Origin of the sequence: Streptomyces sp. NPDC085932, assembly GCF_044540525.1 — a bacterium.
Taxonomy (GTDB): domain Bacteria; phylum Actinomycetota; class Actinomycetes; order Streptomycetales; family Streptomycetaceae; genus Streptomyces; species Streptomyces levis.
The window spans coordinates 243,762-259,863 of record NZ_JBITSJ010000007.1 but is presented as its reverse complement, the minus strand read 5'-3'; the positions used below and the strand labels follow the sequence as shown (position 1 = coordinate 259,863).

The window sequence follows — 16,102 nt, the reverse complement described above, 5'->3', positions numbered from 1 at the left end:
GGCCCGGACCGGTCAGCGCAGTTCCTCCGGGCACGGCGTCCCGCGCGGCAGCTGGTAGGGGGCCGCCAGGCGGTACGTGCCCGGCTTCGGGGCCAGCAGTTCCGTCCAGCGGTCGCCCTGGGCGTCCTCCTCCGTCTCCCTCAGGCAGCCGTTGACGTTGACGTACGTCTTCGGCTCGCCCTCCGGGCGGTCCTTGGAGGCCTCCGTCTCCTGCGGCGGCTCCAGGCTCTTGCCCTCCGCGTCGACGATGCTCAGCCACGGCGAGTACGGGATGCGGACCAGGATCCGGCCCGCCTCGCGCACCTGGAGGACCATCTCGCCCTGCTCGGCCCGGTCGACGACGGCGTTCGGCTCGGCCAGCGGGGTCGGATCGGTGACCTTGAACAGCTGCCAGTTCGCGTCGCCCCACACCTGGTTCAGATAGGGCAGACCGCGCTGCACCAGCGCCCTCTCCCGCTCGCCGCCGTCGCCGTCCGGCTCGTCCTTCGGCAGCACCACGTAGTGCACCGCCCAGCGCTTGAGCCACTCGTGGTAGTTCGCCGAGTTCAGCGTGTCGTCGTAGAAGAGCGGGTTGCGCTCCATGTCCGCCTGCCGGTTCCAGCCGCGGGCCAGGTTGACGTAGGGCGCGAGGGCGGACGCCTCACGGTGGGAACGCGCCGGGACGACCTCGACCCGGCCCTTCTCCGCGCCGACCTCCTGCAACTCGTTCACGAGCGGCGCCAGCTCACGCGACCAGGAGGCCGCCGGGGCCGTGTGCACGATGTCGTCGACCGTCTTGAAGCCGATCCACACCGCGAACCCGACCAGCGCGACCACCGCCGCGTACCACTTGCGGCTGCGCGGCACCGTGAACGGAAGCGCCGCCACCAGCGCCACCCCGGCGAACAGCATCGCAAGACGCGTGATGTTCGACCCGATCTGCGAGCTGATCAGCCACACCAGCACGACCCCCAGGCCGTACACCGCGGCCGTGAGCCGGACCGTCTTCCAGTCCCGCGGCACCAGCACGAGGACGAGCACCGAGAACGCCAGCGGCAGCAGCACCGAGCCGAACATCATCGGCTGCGTCCCCGAGAACGGGAACAGCCACGCCGACACCGCGACCACCGCGCTCGGCGCCAGCCCCAGCGCCCACGCGCCCGGCCGCCGCTTCTGCAGGAACAGCGCCACGGCCACCAGGCCCACGAACAGGCCCGCCACCGGCGACGCCATGGTCGCCAGCGCGGCCAGCGGCGCCGCGCACAGGGCCTTCGCCCAGCGCTTGTACCGCCACCGGTACGGCCAGCAGAACACCACCGCCACCGCGCCGAGCGCGAACATCATGCCCAGACCGAAGGTCACGCGGCCGGACACGGCGTTGCAGAACAGCCCGAACACGCCCGCGAGCGACGCCCACAGCGGATTGCGCACGGAACGCGAGCGCAGCAGGAGCAGCGTGAGCAGCCCCGCCGACACCGTCCCGGCGATCATCATCGTCGTCCGCACACCGAGCACGGACATCAGGTACGGCGAGACCACGCTGTACGACACCGGGTGCATGCCGCCGTACCAGGCCAGGTTGTACGCCGAGTCCGGGTGCCGGCCGACGAACTCCGCCCACGCGTCCTGCGCGGCCAGGTCGCCCCCGCTGTTCGCGAAGGTGAAGAACCAGACGACGTGCAGCACTCCGGCCAGGCCCGTGACGGACAGCACGGGGTGGCGCAGCATCCGCTCACGCACGGCCAGTACGAAGCCGGGCCAGCGGAACCCCGAGGGCGTGCCCTCCGGCGCTCCGTCGGCCGGGCCGTCCGGCGCGCGACCGGGCGTGCCGTGCGGCGGCGTGGGCTCAGGTGCGCCGGGGTCGCGTGGGGTGGACGCGCCTATTCGCGGGCCGGATGCCGGGCCCGGACCGGTGTCGTCTGCGCGTGTCGGCTCCGCAGTGGCCACTCGAAGGCACTCCCCGTGTCCCGTCTTCTCTTCTCGGCTTCTTCCCCCGGCCGCGTCCCGTTCGCCCCCGGTCCCCGGCCGCGTCGCCGCGCGCGGCGACCTGCCCCGATTCGTGACGCTAGCACGCACCCCGCCGGGCAGCGGCCCGGACGGGCCGCCGCCGGCGGGGTGCGCTCGCGCGGGGCGGCGCCCCGGCTCAGCCGATGCGCGTGAGCTTGGCCCCGAAGCCCGGCTCCACCAGGTCCTCCTGGAGGGCGACCGGGACCTTCACGGCGCCGCTGCTGCCGTCCCCGACGGTGAGCGTGCCCACCTTCGTGCCGGCCTCGGCCGTGTGCGGCAGCTCGTCCGCCGCGAACGTCAGCTTCACGGACAGGCCCGCCCAGCCGACGGCCGTGACGTCCTCGGTGACGGCGACCGGCGTACGGCCGCCGAGACCGTCGTCGGCGTACCCGACGACCGTGCCCTTCTTCAGGATCGTCGCCGACTCCAGGGCGCCCTGCGCGGCCTTGATCAGCCGGTCGCCCTCGTAGAGCGCGGCGCCCAGGATGGTGTTGTCGGGGCCGCCGGCCGGCTGGCGCACGACCGCGCCGATGATCCGGTGCGTCTCGCCGTTCACGTCCTTCTTCGCGGAGAAGACGAGGTTGCCGAGCGCCGAGGTGGTGGTGCCGGTCTTGATGCCGGTGACGTTGTTGGAGCCGACCAGGCGGTTCCAGTTGTCGTGCTTGGTGCCCTTGTAGTCGACGTACGACATCATCGCAGCGACCTCGCGGAAGGCGGGCTGCTGCATGGCGGCCTTGGCGAGCTTCACCTGGTCCACGGCCGTGGAGACGGTCGTGTTGTTCAGGCCCGACGGGTCGGTGTACGTCGTGTTCTTCATGCCGAGGTCCTTGGCGGCGTCGTTCATCTTCTGCACGAACGCCTTCTCGGACCCCGCGTCCCAGCGGGCCAGCAGGCGCGCCACGTTGTTCGCGGACGCGATCAGGATGCTCTCCAGGGCCTCCCGCTGCGAGATCTTGTCGCCCTTGGTGACGTCGACGGTGGACTCCTGGCCGGCGTCGGACTGGTCCTCGGCGGCCTGGTCGATGTCGATCTTCGGCCCCTCGGCACCGCTCTTGAGCGGGTGGTCGCGCAGGATCACGTAGGCGGTCATGACCTTGGCGACGCTGGCGATCGGCACGGGCTTCTGCTCGCCGGACGAGCCGAACGTGCCGATGCCCTGGACGTCCAGCGCGGCCTGGCCCTTGGCGGGCCAGGGGATGTCGACCTGGCCGCCCTCGAAGGTGTGGCTGTCCTTCGCGGTGAGTTCGAGGGTGGGCGTCGGCAGCGGGCGCACGTTCTGCACGACCGCGAAGACGATCACCAGCAGCAGCACCAGCGGCGTCCAGATCTTCACCCGCCGCACGGCCGTGCGCAGCGGGGTGTCCGGGGGCGGCGGGGTGTTCGTCAGCTCGGCCAGCAGGTCCAGCGGCGGCTTCGGCGGCAGCGGCTGCTGGGTGGTCCGCTCGGGGCCGACGGCGGGGACGGGCGCGGTGGCCTCGGCCGGCGGGACGGGCTTCCGGCTCGCCGGGTCGTCCAGCGGCTTCAGCGCGACGAACTTACTGGTCCGCTCGGCGTCCTTCTCGCCCGCGTCCTTGGTGCCGCCGCCGAGCTTGAGCATGGTGGTGGGCTGATCGACGGGCGGCCGCACAGCCTTGAAGACGGCGGTGGGCTGATCGACGGGCGGTTCTTCGACGGACTCACCGGAAGCGGCCCCCGACCGCACGCCGCGGTCGGCGTCGGCGTCCGTCTCGGTGTCGGTGTCGCCGTCGTTGTCCGTGTCGGCCTTGGATGCCGCCGCCGAGGCCGGGGCCGCGGCCTTGGGGGCGGCGCCTGCCGGGGCGGGGCTGCCGCCGGGCGCGGCCTTGGCGTCACCGTCCGGCGTGGCGGTCCCGGCGGGCCCGGTGGGCCTGCCCTCGGTGCCGTCGGCTGCCGGGGCGGAGGCCGTGCCGCTCTTCTTGCCGTCGTCGGACTCGGCCGCGGACCCGGCCTCGCCGCCGTCGGCCGCAGCCGCGGGGCTTGTGCTGGTCTTCTTGCTGTCGTCGGACTCGGGCGCGGTGGGCTTGCCCTCGCCGCCGTCGGCCGCAGCCGCGGGGCTCGTGCCGCTCGCCTTGCCGTCGGAGCCGGGCGCGGCCTCGGCGTCGCCGTCCGGCGTGGCGGTCCTGCCGTCGGCCGCAGTCGCGGGGCTCGTGCCGCTCGCCTCGTCGGTGTCGGTGTCGGTGTCGGTGGAGGCGGTCGGCTCGGTCTGCTCCGCGGCCGTGGTGCCACCGGCCGTGGCGGAACGGTCCGCCTCCGGCTGCTCGGCCCCCTCGGCCTCGTCCTGGCTCCGGGAACCCTCAGGCGCCGCCCCAGCGGCCTCCTGGGCGTCTTCCCGGGCGTCCGAGGGCTCCACCACCGCATCGGCGGCCTGCTCGGCGTCACGCCGGTCGTCCCGCACGCCCCCGTCGCCGTCAACAGGCTCGTCGTCGCTCTCGGCGCCCGTGCCGGCGTCGGCGTCCGATGCCCGCGAGTCCTCGGCGTCCCCCTGGGACTCCTTGCCCGTACCGGCCTGCTTCTCGTCGCCGTCCGCCGTGGCGACCCACGCCGCCACCGCGTCCCGCAGCCGTCCGTCCGTACCGCCGGAGTCGCCCTCGCCCCGCTCACCGGAGCCCGAAGACGCACCGGACCCGGACGATGCGCCGGAGCCCTCACCGGCCTTCTCCGCGGACTCCGCACGCTCCGCGGACGCCTCCGCCGTCTCCTCGGTGCCCGGGGCGCTCGCGTCGCGCTCCGCGTCCCGCGGCTCGTCGGCCGTCCGTGCGGACAGCACGCGGGTCGCCGTGTCGACGCTCCGCCCCGATGACCCCTTCGCCTCCCGCGCCATCGCGAGCCGCGGGTCCGCGGACTCGCTCCTGGCGCCGGGAACCGGACCCGCGCTCCCCGACGTCGGTTCTGCCGACGACTCGCGCTGCTTCGACCTGTCGGGGGACTCGCCCGCCACCGATGCCTCCTCCTCGCGCCGCACCACCCGCGTGCGCGTACCGAACCGTGAACCGCCGCCCTGACAACGCTCCCCGGCGCTGTCCGAACCATGTACCAGTGTCCTGTGTGCGGACCGGACCCATCCGGTAGACGAGAACGACATACCTACTGGTTCCACTACGAACCGGTCACGCACCCTCGACAGACCAATGTGAGAGGGGTCACCCTGTCATTCATCCACGCGGGGAGGCATGGATGGGCAGGAGCCGCAGAACACTTCCGGAGGAGCTTCTGCTGCTGGCGTTGGACCCGGCCACGGGTACCACCGCACAGCCGCAGTCGCTCGACCTCGGTCTGGCCGGAGCACAGCTAGTGGAGCTGGCGCTGGCCGGACGGATAGCCCCAGACGGGGATCGTATCGCCGTGGTGGTACCACGGCCGACTGGAGATCCGACTCTGGACTGCGCGTTGGAGTTGCTGCGAAGGCGCGGCGCTCCCGTACGGGCGGTCCACTGGATCGGCGGGCCGCGCTTGGGGCTCCGCCAGACCTACCTCTCGCATCTGGAGCGGTGCGGCATGGTGCATGCCGTGGCGGGCCAGATGTGCGGAGTGCTGCCGACGACTCGCTACCAGGCGACGGACACCGAGATCAGCCGGGAGATCAGGGCCCGGCTGGACTCCGCGATCCGCACCGGCGTACCGCCGGACCCGCGGACCGCGGCGCTCGCCGCCCTGGCGCACGCGGTCGGCCTCGGCAAGCACCTGTACCCGGGCAACGAGGGACGCTCCTCTCGCTCCCGGCTCAGGGACCTGATCAGGCACGACCCCATGGGCGGTCTCGTCGCGCACGCCGTGATGGACGTCCAGAACGGCGCGGCGGCCCAGCCGCGCCGCAGCCCGGCCCCGACCGGCCGTCCGGCCGCCGGAGCCAGGCCCGCACCGGAACCCGCCCGAGGCGTTCCGATGCAGCCGCGCCACGGATCCATGGCGCGCGCCGTGGCCCACTGAGCCGCGCCGCGCCGCACCGGCACGACCGACGACCGGTACACACCACGGGACCCCACGAGCCCGGTCACGGGAGCCGCTGTCCGAGCGGGGCGGCGAGAGTGCAGACTCTCGCCGCCCCGCTCGGCGTGCCGTGCCCGAACTGGCGTGTACCCGTCGCATATCCACCGTTTCCCAGCGGTAGGAAGCACCTTGGTGGCAGTCTGCTCAACAGCAGATACGCAAAGTAGAGGCACGCAGCCGGAGGTGCACGTCCCGTGGCGTCCAATGTCAATCCCACCGTCAGGCGGCGCCGGCTGGGCCAGGAGCTCCGCAGGCTCCGGGAGCTCAAGGGCATGACGGCCGAGGAAGTGGCCGAGCGGCTGCTGGTGTCGCAGTCGAAGATCAGCCGCCTGGAGAACGGGCGGCGCAGCATCAGCCAGCGCGACGTGCGCGACCTGTGCGGCGTCTACGAGGTCGAGGACCAGCGGATCGTCGACTCGCTGATGCAGATGGCCAAGGACTCGCGCCAGCAGGGCTGGTGGCACGCCTTCGGCGACATCCCCTACTCCGTCTACATCGGCCTGGAGACGGACGCCGAGTCGCTCCGGGTCTACGAACCGCAGATCATCACCGGCCTGCTGCAGACGCGGGCGTACGCCGAGGCCATCATCCGGGGCGGTTCGCCCGAGGCGTCCGAGGCGGACAACGACAAGCGGGTCGAGGTCCGGCTGCGCCGGCAGGGCCGTATCACCGCCGAGACGGACCCGCTGCGGCTGTGGGTGGTGCTGGACGAGGCGTCCCTGCACCGGGTCGTGGGCAGCAAGGAAGTCATGCGCGAGCAGCTGGAGCATCTGATCGAGATGTCGCAGCTGCCCCACATCACCGTGCAGGTGCTGCCGTTCGAGGTCGGCGCGCACGCCGGCATCAACGGCCAGTACTCGATCCTGGAGTTCGCCGACGCGGCCGACTCCAGCGTCGTGTACATCGAGGGCGTCACCAGCGACCTGTACCTGGAGAAACCGCTCGACGTGCAGAAGTACACGGTGATGTACGAGCACCTGCGCGCCCAGTCGCTGAACGTGGACCAGTCGCGGCAGCTCATCGAGCGTCTGGCGAAGGACTACGCACGCTGAACCGCCGCCGGAAGAGGCCGTCCACCGGGCAAAGCGCGGGATGCTACACCCCTGACACGCCTGACTGGAAGTCTCCCCTGGAATATGCCATCCGGTCGAGTGAATGACTGCTCCGAACGAGGATGTGGGCGAGTAGCGTCGATCACGCCAACCACCAGCACGGGTTGGCGTAAACGCAACTGGCTACGGAGCGAACATGGCAATTCGTCTGGGCGCCACGGAAACGTGGACGACGTCCTCCTACACCAACAACAACGGCGCCTGTGTGATGGTCAGGTCGACCGTCGAAGAGGCCCTGGAGCTCGGGGACACGAAGGTCCCCGAGGGCCCCAAGCTGGCGTTCCCCGCCGACGCGTGGAACGCCTTCGTGGCCTCGGTCAAGGCCTGACCACGAGATCGACAACAGCACAAGCACCACCGCAAGAGCCCTCTCGACCAGTATCGCCGTCCTTGCCGAGAGGGCTCCGCTTGTGCCCGCGCGACCGCCGGCCCGTCCGTCCGGGCCCGGCGGGGTGAAACAGCCGGGGCTCAGGCCAGCTGGGCCTCTATCGCCGCCACGACCTCGGCCGACTCCGGCTCGGTCTGCGGCGAGAAGCGGGCGACGACCGTGCCGTCCCGGCCGATCAGGAACTTCTCGAAGTTCCAGCGGATGTCCCCGCTGTGCCCCTCGGCGTCGGCGAAGCCGGTGAGCCGGTCGTAGAGCGGGTGCCGGTTCTCCCCGTTGACCTCGACCTTCTCCGTCATCGGGAACGTCACGCCGTACGTCGCCGAGCAGAACTCCGCGATCTCCTCGGAGCTGCCCGGCTCCTGGCCGAGGAACTGGTTGCAGGGCACGCCGAGGACCGTGAAGCCGCGCTCGGCGTAGCGCTCCTGGAGCTTCTCCAGACCGGCGTACTGCGGGGTCAGGCCGCACTTGGAGGCCACGTTCACCACGAGCACCGCCGTGCCCGCGAACTGGGACAGGTCGGCGGGGCCGCCCTGCAGGGAGCCGATCTCGACGTCGAGGGGCGAGGAACCGGTGTTCTCAGTAGTCGTCATGGGCGGATGCTAGCTCCGGTGGGTGCCGGACCGGTTCTGGGCCTCCACCAGGACCTGCCCTGCCGCCGTCCACGAGTACAGCACCGACCTGCCGGCCCTGCGCCGCTCCACCAGCCCGGCGTCCCGCAGCACCCGCAGATGCCGCCCGACCGAGCCGAGCCCCTGGCCGGTCACCGCCACCAGCTGGCTGGTGCTCAGCGGCGAACCGAGCCGGACCAGCACCGCGGCGCGGGCCGGGCCGAGCAGCGCGGCGAGACTCGCGGGCACCGGCCTGCCGCCCGGGTCGGCGAGGGCACCGGCGCACGGGTAGACCAGCGCGTACCGTTCCGTCCCCTCCCAGGACACCCAGCCGATGCGCTGCGTGGTGATCGGCACGAACACCAGCTCCGCGCCGGAGATCTCACGCGGCGGATACTCGTGCGCGTTGACCTGCAGCCGGTTCTCGCCCAGCCACCGCGTCCCCGGCCGCAGCGTGTCCAGCGCGCTCGCCCAGCCGCCCCGGCTGACCTGTGCCGTCCGCGCGACCACGTCGGCTTCGAGGACGCGCCGCCGCCGGTCCCAGTACGGCCGCACGGCCGTGGTCCACACGTACGTCAGCAGGTCAGCGGCGCGCTCCGGCAGGTCGTCCCGCTCCAGCGGGGCGGGGACCGGGCCGCGCAGCGAGACGGTGAGGTCGGCGCGGGCCGTCGCCGGGGACGCCGCCCGCACCTGCGCGACCGCCTGCTCGAAGGTCTCCCCGTCACGCGGGGTCGGAGCGAGGAAGTCGGCCGTCCACTCCGTGCCGATGCCCGCCCGGACGAGCAGCGCGGTCACCGGGTCCCGCGCCAGCCGCCGCCGGTAGTCCGGCAGATGGGCCTCCAGCCACCGGCGCTCGCCGGGATGCGCGGGCTCGGCGGTGTCCAGCAACCGCAGGCTTCCGAAGGCCTCCGCGAACGGCGAGATCACGAACCGGCTGCCCGCGAGGGTGTCGGCGTTGATCTGCCACCAGCCCACGTCGGCACCGTCCTTTCGCGTGTGCGCGAAACAGTAACCCCGGCCTCCGGCCCCGCCGCAGACTCCGCGCATGCGCAGCTACCGCGATCTGTTCCGCACACCCGAGTTCACCCCCTTCTTCCTGGCCGCGTCGGCGCAGACGGTCGCCCAGACCATGGGCGGACTGGCCCTGGGCACCCTGGTGTACCGGCAGACCTCCTCACCGCTGCTGTCCGCGGTGAGCATGTTCGGCTCGTCCCTCGTGCAGGTGCTGGGCGCGACGTTCCTGCTCTCGGCCGCCGACCGGCTGCCCCCGCGCGCCGCCCTGACGACCCTTCCGCTGCTCTTCGCGACGGCCACGGCCGCCCTGGCCCTGCCGGGCCTGCCGGTCTGGTCCCTCTTCGCGATCGTCCTGGCCAAGGGGCTGGCCGAGTCGGTGGGCGGGGGAGTGCGCTGGGGGCTGCTCCACGAAATCCTCAGCAAGGACGGCTATCTGCTGGGCCGCTCGGTCTTCAACATGATGAGCGGCGTGATGCAGATCGCCGGCTACGCGACCGGCGGCGCCCTGGTGGCCCTGCTGTCCCCCCGGCTGTCGCTCCTGACCGCGGCCGCCCTGTACGTCCTCGCGGCCGCGGTGGTCCGGCTGGGCCTGACCCGCCGACCGCCCCGCACGACGGGCCGCCCCTCGGTCGCCGCGACCTGGCGGGCCAACGCCCTGCTGTGGTCGTCCGCGCCGCGCCGCCGCATCTATCTGGCCCTGTGGATCCCCAACGGCCTGGTCGTCGGCTGCGAGTCCCTCTACGTCTCCTACGCGCCCGAGTCGGCGGGCACCCTGTTCGCCTGCGCCGCGCTCGGCATGCTCGCTGGGGACGTCCTGGTCGGCCGCCTGCTCCCGCCCCGCGCCCGGTCCCGCTTCGGATTCCCCCTGCTGCTGCTCCTGGCCCTGCCCTACGTGCCGTTCCTCCTGCACCCGCCGCTGCCGCTCGCGGTGGCCGCCGTCACCGTCGCCTCGGTCGGCTTCGGCGCGAGCCTGGCGCAGCAGGAGCGGCTGGTGACCCTGACCCCGGACGAGCTGACGGGACACGCCCTCGGACTGCACTCGGCGGGGATGCTCACCGTGCAGGGCGTGGCGGCGGCCCTGGCCGGAACGGTGGCCCAACTGACCTCGCCCGCACGGGCGATGACGGCCATGGCGGCGATGTCGGCGGCAGTGACACTGACGCTGATGGCGGCGGAGCGGGGGGAGCGGCCGGAGCGGGGGGAGCGGCCGACGGTGCCGGTGAGCGGCTGACGGTGGAGGTCGTCCTCGTCACTGCTCGTCCGGCTCGCCGTCCTCCGGGGCCTCGCCCTCGATGAGCCGTTCCGCGATGTCGTCGGCCCACTCCTGCGCCCAGCGGCGCAGTCCGGCCACGGCTCCGGCGTCCAGGCCCTGGGAGGTGAACGCCCGGTCGTCGAGCCAGTCCGTACCGGTCAACCGGGCCTGGAGGTCGGTCGGATCGAAGGCGTCCGGGGCGTGGCGGCGGCCCAGCTCCTCCAGTTCGGGGTGGCTCCAGCGGGCCGCGAGGGCGTGCACGTCGACCAGGTCGCGGGCGAGTCCGCGGTCGGCCAGGTCCCGCACCCGGGTACCGGCGAGGTCGTCGAGGGAGAGGGCCGGCCCGAGCTCCGTCGGCACGGGCGGCCGCCACAGCACCTCCTTGCGGAGTTCGACGGGGAACTCCTCACCGCTCGCCGCGTCCGTGACGAGGAACTGGGCGGACAGCGGCGCGGTCTCCAGTGTCTGCACGAGCCAGCCGCGCGCGACCAGCCCGGTGCGGACCGCGTCGGCGATGGCGTCCATCCCGGCGGGGTGCTCCGTGGCGACGTCCACGTCCCGCCCGCCCCGCTCCACCAGTCCGTGCGCCAGCATCGCCGAGCCGCCGGCGAGCACGAGCGCGTGCGCCTCACCCACCGCGATCAGATCACCGAGAAGCCGGCCGGTGGTCGGCTGGGGGACGGAGGGCGGCGCTGACATGCCCTGATTATCGCCGGGAACCCGCACGGGCCTGAGGTGACCGGCCCGGACGGGTGAGGACGGGCCGGACCGGTCGGGGTGGGGCGGACGGATGAGGACGTTGCCGGGCGGTGTGCGCCGTGCCGCCCCTACGCCCCGGGCTTGCGCCCGACGCCGCAGTAGGCGTCCACCGCACCGGCATCACCGGCGTCGGCGTCCGCCGCGTCCGGCCGCCACTCCGGCACCCGCACGACCCCCGGCTCGACCAGTTCCAGCCCCTCGAAGAACCCGGCGATCTCGGCGACCGGCCGCACGTGGTACGGCACGGCCCCGCTCGCGTTGTACGCCTCCGACGCGGCGATCATGCCCTCGCTCGTCGCCGTGCTGTCACTGATCACCAGGTGGCTGCCCGCCGGAAGCCCGCCCATGAGCCGCCGCACCAGCTCGCGCGCCCGCTCGTACTCGGCGACGTGCCCGAGCGTGTTGAGGATCATCAGTCCGACCGGCCGGGACAGGTCGAGCGTGCCGGCGGCGGCCTTCAGGACGGCCTCCGGGTCGTACAGGTCGGCGTCCAGGTACGCCGTCCTGCCCTCGGGGGTGCTGGTGAGCAGGGCGTGGGCGTGGGCCAGGACGATGGGGTCGTTGTCGACGTACACGATCCGCGCGTCCGGGGCGACGCGCTGGGCGACCTCGTGGGTGTTGTCGGCGGTCGGCAGCCCGGTGCCGACGTCGAGGAACTGCCGCACGCCCTGCTCGACGGCCAGGTACCGCACGGCCCGCCCCAGGAACCGCCGGCTCGTCACGGCCACGTCGACCAGCCCCGGGAAGATCGTCTTGATCTGGTCGCCGATCTCGCGGTCGACCTCGTAGTTGTCCTTGCCGCCGACGAAGTAGTTCCAGAAGCGGGCCGAGTGCGGCTTGGAGGTGTCGATACGCACACGCGGGCGGCTGGTGTCGGACACGGCGGGGCCTCCTGGGGGCGGGGAAGGGGGTCCGGTGCACCAACGTAGGCGAACGCGCCGGGGACGTGGGGCCGATGGCGAGAGCGGTGGCCGCCTGGGGTGCGGTTTCGGCCAGGGAACGGCGGGCGGCGCGACGGCACGGTGGCCGTCGCGCCCGGGTGGTGCGGTGCGGTGTCCGTGGGTGGCGGTGGTTCAGCCGGGGGCCACGGCGCGTCCCGTCTGCGGGGAGATCATGCCCGCGCACAGGCCGCGGGACGCCAGGTCGCGGGCGATGCGGGGGATCGCGGCCAGGCTGTTGGCGGACCAGTCGTGCATCAGGATGACCTGGCCGTCCGTGAGGCGGGCCGCGGACCGGACGATCGCGTCGGTGCTCGCGCCGTTCCAGTCCTGTGAGTCGACGTGCCAGATGATCTCGGTCAGGCCGTGGCGGGCCGCGACCGACTTCACGGTCGCGTTGGTCTCGCCGTACGGCGGGCGGAAGAGTCTCGGCGTGCCGCCACCCGCGCCGGAGATCGCCTGCTGGGTGCGGGAGATCTCGGAGTCGATCTGCGCCTGGCTCAGCTGCGTCAGGTGCGGATGGGTGTAGCTGTGGTTGCCGACCCACATCCCGGCCGCCACCTGCGCCCGGACCAGGGACGGGTTGGCGGCGGCGTACTGGCCCTGGTTGAACATGGTGGCCCGCAGCCCGCTGCCGCGCAGCGCGTCGAGGAGTCTCGTCGTGTTCCCGGAGGGGCCGTCGTCGAAGGTGAGTCCGACGTAGCCGGTGCAGGCGGCCGCCCGTGGGGGAGCGGCGCCGGCGGTGGCGGTGAGGGCGGCGGCGGTGGCCGCCAGGGCCGTCGCGAGGACGGTGAGCCTCCTGGCCAGGGCGCGCGGTGCGGGGCGCGAGTCCGTCCGCCCGCTCATCGCACGGTGATGTTGGAGCTGCCGCTGCTCTGGTATCCCTCGGTCGCCATGATCATGTAGTACTTGAAGTTGCCGAGGGGCATGCCGGCGCGGGCCCAGGCGTCGAAGTGGTTGCCGGCGGTGATGGTGCCGCCCGTCCGCTTCGACTGGCGCACGCTCCAGTACTGGTCGAAGGTGCGCGTGCCCTCGACGGACGGGGCGTTGTACCGCGTCGTCTTGTAGATGTCGTACGTGCCGCCGTCGCTGGTGACGGTGCCCTTGTACTGGCCGGTGGGCCGGTAGGTGCCCCAGTTGTCGACGATGTAGTACTCGACGAGCGGGTTGGCCGTCCAGCCGTAGAGCGTCAGGTAGGCGTTGCCGGACGGGTTGAAGCTGCCCGAGTACGTCACGGTGCGGCGGGCGCCGGTGCTCCAGCCCTTGCCGGCGACGAAGTTCCCGGTGTTCCGCCACGAGGTGCTGTAACTGCCGCCGGAGGACAGGGTCATGGAGACCGTGCCCGGGGCGTCGGTCCAGAACGAGTAGTAGTAGCCGTTGTTGGTGCCGGTCTGGTTGGTGGTGACGACGGTGTCCGCGTGGGCGGTACCGGCCGCGGCGGTCAGCAGCAGCATGGCGCAGACACTGCTGATGAGCAGCCGTAAGCGATTCGACAGCGTGTTCATGGGGGGCGCTTCCTCCTTCGCCTCGTCAGTCACCGGGAGTGTTGGCCGGGCCCTGACAACTGTCAACAGTTTCGGTAGGAGTTTCGAAATATTCGCCACCCGTGGGCGGTGCTCGGCCAGTGATTCCTGCTGCTCAATCGCTCACTGAGCTGGGACGGAGTCGTCTGCGGCGAGCCCTCCATGATGACTCGGCCCGGATCCAATAGTTCCACATGGCGAATGTTTCGGAACCCTTCCGGATCTAGTCGATCGACCGGAGGGCGGCCGTCCCTGATCGCTGGTGTGGGCGAAGTGTCCTTACCTGTTATTGAATGAGGTGTGCGGTCAGGAATGTCGGGATCCTCGTCCTCGTCGCCGTTCGACATGATCAGCAGCGCCCTGGGGAAGTACATCCCGCGCGGCGGAGCGGCGTCGTCCGCCGGTTCTGCCGCCCCGCAGGGTGACCCGCCCGCCCGCTCCCTCGTGTCCACCGACCCCGTTCCGGCCCGTCAGGAACAGATCCTCGGCGCGGTCAACCTGGACCGCGAGCTCAGGGTCACCCGCAGCAACCTGGGCGCCCCCGTCTTCGCCGGAGTGGAGGCCCCGATCGGCAGTCCGTTCGTCGAGCTGCTGCCCCCGGGGGACGTGCCGACGGTCACCCGGCGCCTGCGCCAGGTCCTGGAGACCGGTGAGCCGCACGTCGCCCGGGTCCAGCGCCTGCGCCGGGCCGACGGGTCGGAGCTCGTGGTCTCCATGAGCATCCTGGCCGCCGCGGCGCCCCAGGAGGGCCTGACCGTCTCCCTGATCGCCATGGCGAAAAGGCTGCACCTGTACGCCGCCGAGACCGCGATCGGCACCTCGCTGGACATCGGCGAGACCGCGCAGTCGCTCGCCGAGTCGCTGCTGGCCTGGGGCGACGTGGCCGCCGTCGACCTCGACTTCGCCGTGTGGACGGGCGAGGCGGTCGCCAGACAGCCGCAGGGCCGCATCCGGCTGCGCCGGGCGGCCCTGGTCCCGGACCGGGCATGGCCCGACGGCTACGTGACCCCGGGCGAGGACCTCCCCGGCGACGCGAGCCGCCTGCTGTCCCAGGCCATACGCCGCGACGACGCCGCGCAGGCCATCGTCATACCCGACCGGGACGCCATCGAGCGGGTCCTCGGCGGCCCCCGGCTGGTCCGTGCCCTGGTCCCCGGCGACCAGGCGGCAGCCGTGGCGTTCGTCCCGCTGATCCTGGACGGCGCGACGCCCGTCGTCCTGGGCGTCGCGGAGGTCTGGCGACGGGCGGACCGGCCCTTCCACGACGGCGAGTTGCTCGACCTCCAGGAACTGGTGGCCAGGACCTCCCACCACGTCGACCTGGCCCGCCAGCACCAGCGTGAACACACACAGGTACTGGCCCTGCAACGCCGGCTGCTGCCCCGCACCGGCGGCGACACCATCGAGACCGCCAGCGTCTACCAGCCCGCCACCCCCGACAGCGCGGGCGTCGGCGGCGACTGGGTGAACAGTTTCCCACTGCCGGACGGCCGCACCGCGCTCGTGGTCGGCGACGTCGTCGGACACGGCCTCGGCGCCGCGGCGACCATGGGGCAGCTGAGCATGGAGGCCCGGGCCCTGCTCTCCGCGGGGCTGGCGCCCGACGAGGTGCTGGAGCACCTGGACGAGACGGTGTCCCTGCTGGACGACGCCGACTCCGGGCTGGCGGCCGGCTACAGCGCCCTCGGCTCGACCTGCTGCGTCGCCGTGTACGACCCGGTCGGCCGGTACGTGACCCTGTCCAGCGCGGGCCACCTCCCGCCGATCCTGGCCATGCCCGACGGGCCCGCCGTCCCCCTGGCGATCCGGCCCCACCCCGGCCTGGGCGCCGAGTTCGCGCTGCGGGAACCGTTCGACGTGCACGCCTTCCCCGCACCCCCCGGCTCCCTGCTCGCCCTCTACACCGACGGCCTGGTGGAGGACCCCGCCCTCTCGATCGACGAGGGCATCGCCCGACTGGCGGACGCCGTCTCCGCGGTGGACCCCTGGGACGCCCTGCCCCAGGCCGCCCGGCAGGTCGTCTCCGCCCTGGCGCCCGCGCGACGGCGCGACGACGTGACCCTGCTGCTCGCCCGCATGCTCGGCTACCGCAAGGGGGACACCGCGACCTGGCGGCTGCCCGCCCGCGACGACGCGGCCGCCCGGGCCCGCGCCCTGGTCTCCACCCTGCTGGCCCGCTGGCGCACCCGGGCCGACACCCGGGACCGGGTGGTGCTGGTGGTCGACGAACTGGTCGCCAACGCGGTCCGTTTCGCCGGCGGCCCCATCACCGTACGGCTGATCAGGACCGGGCACGGGCTGCTGTGCGAGGTGGGAGACACCGGCAACGGCAGACCGCGGCTGGGCCGCAACGAACCGTTCGCCGACGCCGGCCGCGGCCTGCACGTCGTCCACCGGCTGACCACCCGGTGGGGGGTGCGCTGGACGGACACCGGGAAGGTGGTCTGGGCGGCGGTGGCCAGGTGACAGTGGTCCGGGCGGCGGTGCCGAGGTGACACCCGCAGCCGCCCGGGCCCG

General features: G+C 72.8%; 13 protein-coding genes. 5 read left to right on the top strand and 8 right to left on the bottom strand.

What is annotated here, in order from left to right; translation table 11 throughout:
• Positions 1 to 12: 12 nt before the first annotated feature.
• Together ACIGAQ_RS31260 and ACIGAQ_RS31255 are read right to left on the bottom strand one after the other, a co-directional pair.
• Entirely contained in the window at positions 13 to 1,926 is a 1,914-nt protein-coding gene (locus ACIGAQ_RS31260) for an MFS transporter (RefSeq protein ID WP_311681547.1), read from the bottom strand.
• A gap of 196 nt (positions 1,927 to 2,122) precedes the next feature.
• On the bottom strand, positions 2,123 to 4,942 hold the full coding sequence (locus ACIGAQ_RS31255) for a D-alanyl-D-alanine carboxypeptidase (protein ID WP_399788875.1): 2,820 nt from the start codon (positions 4,940 to 4,942) through the stop codon (positions 2,123 to 2,125).
• 236 nt (positions 4,943 to 5,178) lie between these two features.
• Between ACIGAQ_RS31255 and ACIGAQ_RS31250 the strand changes: the two genes are divergently transcribed.
• From ACIGAQ_RS31250 to ACIGAQ_RS31240, 3 genes are all read left to right on the top strand, one after another.
• The gene (locus tag ACIGAQ_RS31250; protein WP_311681550.1) at positions 5,179 to 5,931 is read left to right on the top strand and encodes a GPP34 family phosphoprotein; all 753 of its coding nucleotides are present in this window, start codon (positions 5,179 to 5,181) and stop codon (positions 5,929 to 5,931) included.
• Positions 5,932 to 6,185: 254 nt separating this feature from the next.
• Positions 6,186 to 7,043: a helix-turn-helix domain-containing protein gene (locus ACIGAQ_RS31245; RefSeq protein ID WP_399788872.1), complete on the top strand. Its 858-nt coding sequence runs from the start codon at positions 6,186 to 6,188 to the stop codon at positions 7,041 to 7,043.
• 196 nt (positions 7,044 to 7,239) lie between these two features.
• On the top strand, positions 7,240 to 7,431 hold the full coding sequence (locus ACIGAQ_RS31240) for a DUF397 domain-containing protein (RefSeq protein WP_114253634.1): 192 nt from the start codon (positions 7,240 to 7,242) through the stop codon (positions 7,429 to 7,431).
• Positions 7,432 to 7,571: 140 nt separating this feature from the next.
• Here ACIGAQ_RS31240 and ACIGAQ_RS31235 read toward each other — a convergent pair whose 3' ends face one another.
• Entirely contained in the window at positions 7,572 to 8,081 is a 510-nt protein-coding gene (locus ACIGAQ_RS31235; RefSeq protein WP_311681552.1) for a glutathione peroxidase, read from the bottom strand.
• Between the two features lie 9 nt (positions 8,082 to 8,090).
• Entirely contained in the window at positions 8,091 to 9,074 is a 984-nt protein-coding gene (locus ACIGAQ_RS31230) for a winged helix-turn-helix domain-containing protein (RefSeq protein ID WP_311681553.1), read from the bottom strand.
• Positions 9,075 to 9,144: 70 nt separating this feature from the next.
• On the opposite strand from ACIGAQ_RS31230, the gene ACIGAQ_RS31225 reads away from it, so the two are divergent.
• Complete coding sequence (locus ACIGAQ_RS31225) at positions 9,145 to 10,344, top strand: MFS transporter (protein ID WP_399788867.1); 1,200 nt, start codon at positions 9,145 to 9,147, stop codon at positions 10,342 to 10,344.
• An 18-nt stretch (positions 10,345 to 10,362) separates the two neighbouring features.
• Here ACIGAQ_RS31225 and ACIGAQ_RS31220 read toward each other — a convergent pair whose 3' ends face one another.
• From ACIGAQ_RS31220 to ACIGAQ_RS31205, 4 genes are all read right to left on the bottom strand, one after another.
• On the bottom strand, positions 10,363 to 11,064 hold the full coding sequence (locus ACIGAQ_RS31220) for a nucleotidyl transferase AbiEii/AbiGii toxin family protein (RefSeq protein ID WP_311681556.1): 702 nt from the start codon (positions 11,062 to 11,064) through the stop codon (positions 10,363 to 10,365).
• A 128-nt stretch (positions 11,065 to 11,192) separates the two neighbouring features.
• Positions 11,193 to 12,005 carry an SAM-dependent methyltransferase gene (locus ACIGAQ_RS31215; RefSeq protein WP_399788863.1) on the bottom strand — a complete coding sequence of 271 codons (813 nt, stop codon included), beginning with the start codon at positions 12,003 to 12,005 and terminating at the stop codon, positions 11,193 to 11,195.
• 192 nt (positions 12,006 to 12,197) lie between these two features.
• A complete protein-coding gene (locus tag ACIGAQ_RS31210; RefSeq protein WP_311681558.1) occupies positions 12,198 to 12,908 on the bottom strand; it encodes a polysaccharide deacetylase family protein in 711 nt (236 codons plus the stop codon).
• Complete coding sequence (locus tag ACIGAQ_RS31205) at positions 12,905 to 13,567, bottom strand: glycoside hydrolase family 11 protein (RefSeq protein ID WP_399788859.1); 663 nt, start codon at positions 13,565 to 13,567, stop codon at positions 12,905 to 12,907. The genes ACIGAQ_RS31210 and ACIGAQ_RS31205 overlap by 4 nt, the downstream gene beginning before the upstream one ends.
• 330 nt (positions 13,568 to 13,897) lie before the next feature.
• Here ACIGAQ_RS31205 and ACIGAQ_RS31200 point away from each other — a divergent pair, with 330 nt between their 5' ends.
• On the top strand, positions 13,898 to 16,051 hold the full coding sequence (locus tag ACIGAQ_RS31200) for a SpoIIE family protein phosphatase (RefSeq protein ID WP_399788856.1): 2,154 nt from the start codon (positions 13,898 to 13,900) through the stop codon (positions 16,049 to 16,051).
• Positions 16,052 to 16,102: the final 51 nt, after the last annotated feature.

Coding starts and splice junctions, on each gene's coding strand:
- ACIGAQ_RS31250 (WP_311681550.1), top strand. CDS start 5,179: ATGGGCAGGAGCCGCAGAACACTTCCGGAGGAGCTTCTGCTGCTGGCG.
- ACIGAQ_RS31240 (WP_114253634.1), top strand. CDS start 7,240: ATGGCAATTCGTCTGGGCGCCACGGAAACGTGGACGACGTCCTCCTAC.
- ACIGAQ_RS31235 (WP_311681552.1), bottom strand. CDS start 8,081: ATGACGACTACTGAGAACACCGGTTCCTCGCCCCTCGACGTCGAGATC.
- ACIGAQ_RS31225 (WP_399788867.1), top strand. CDS start 9,145: ATGCGCAGCTACCGCGATCTGTTCCGCACACCCGAGTTCACCCCCTTC.
- ACIGAQ_RS31220 (WP_311681556.1), bottom strand. CDS start 11,064: ATGTCAGCGCCGCCCTCCGTCCCCCAGCCGACCACCGGCCGGCTTCTC.
- ACIGAQ_RS31210 (WP_311681558.1), bottom strand. CDS start 12,908: ATGAGCGGGCGGACGGACTCGCGCCCCGCACCGCGCGCCCTGGCCAGG.
- ACIGAQ_RS31205 (WP_399788859.1), bottom strand. CDS start 13,567: ATGAACACGCTGTCGAATCGCTTACGGCTGCTCATCAGCAGTGTCTGC.
- ACIGAQ_RS31200 (WP_399788856.1), top strand. CDS start 13,898: ATGTCGGGATCCTCGTCCTCGTCGCCGTTCGACATGATCAGCAGCGCC.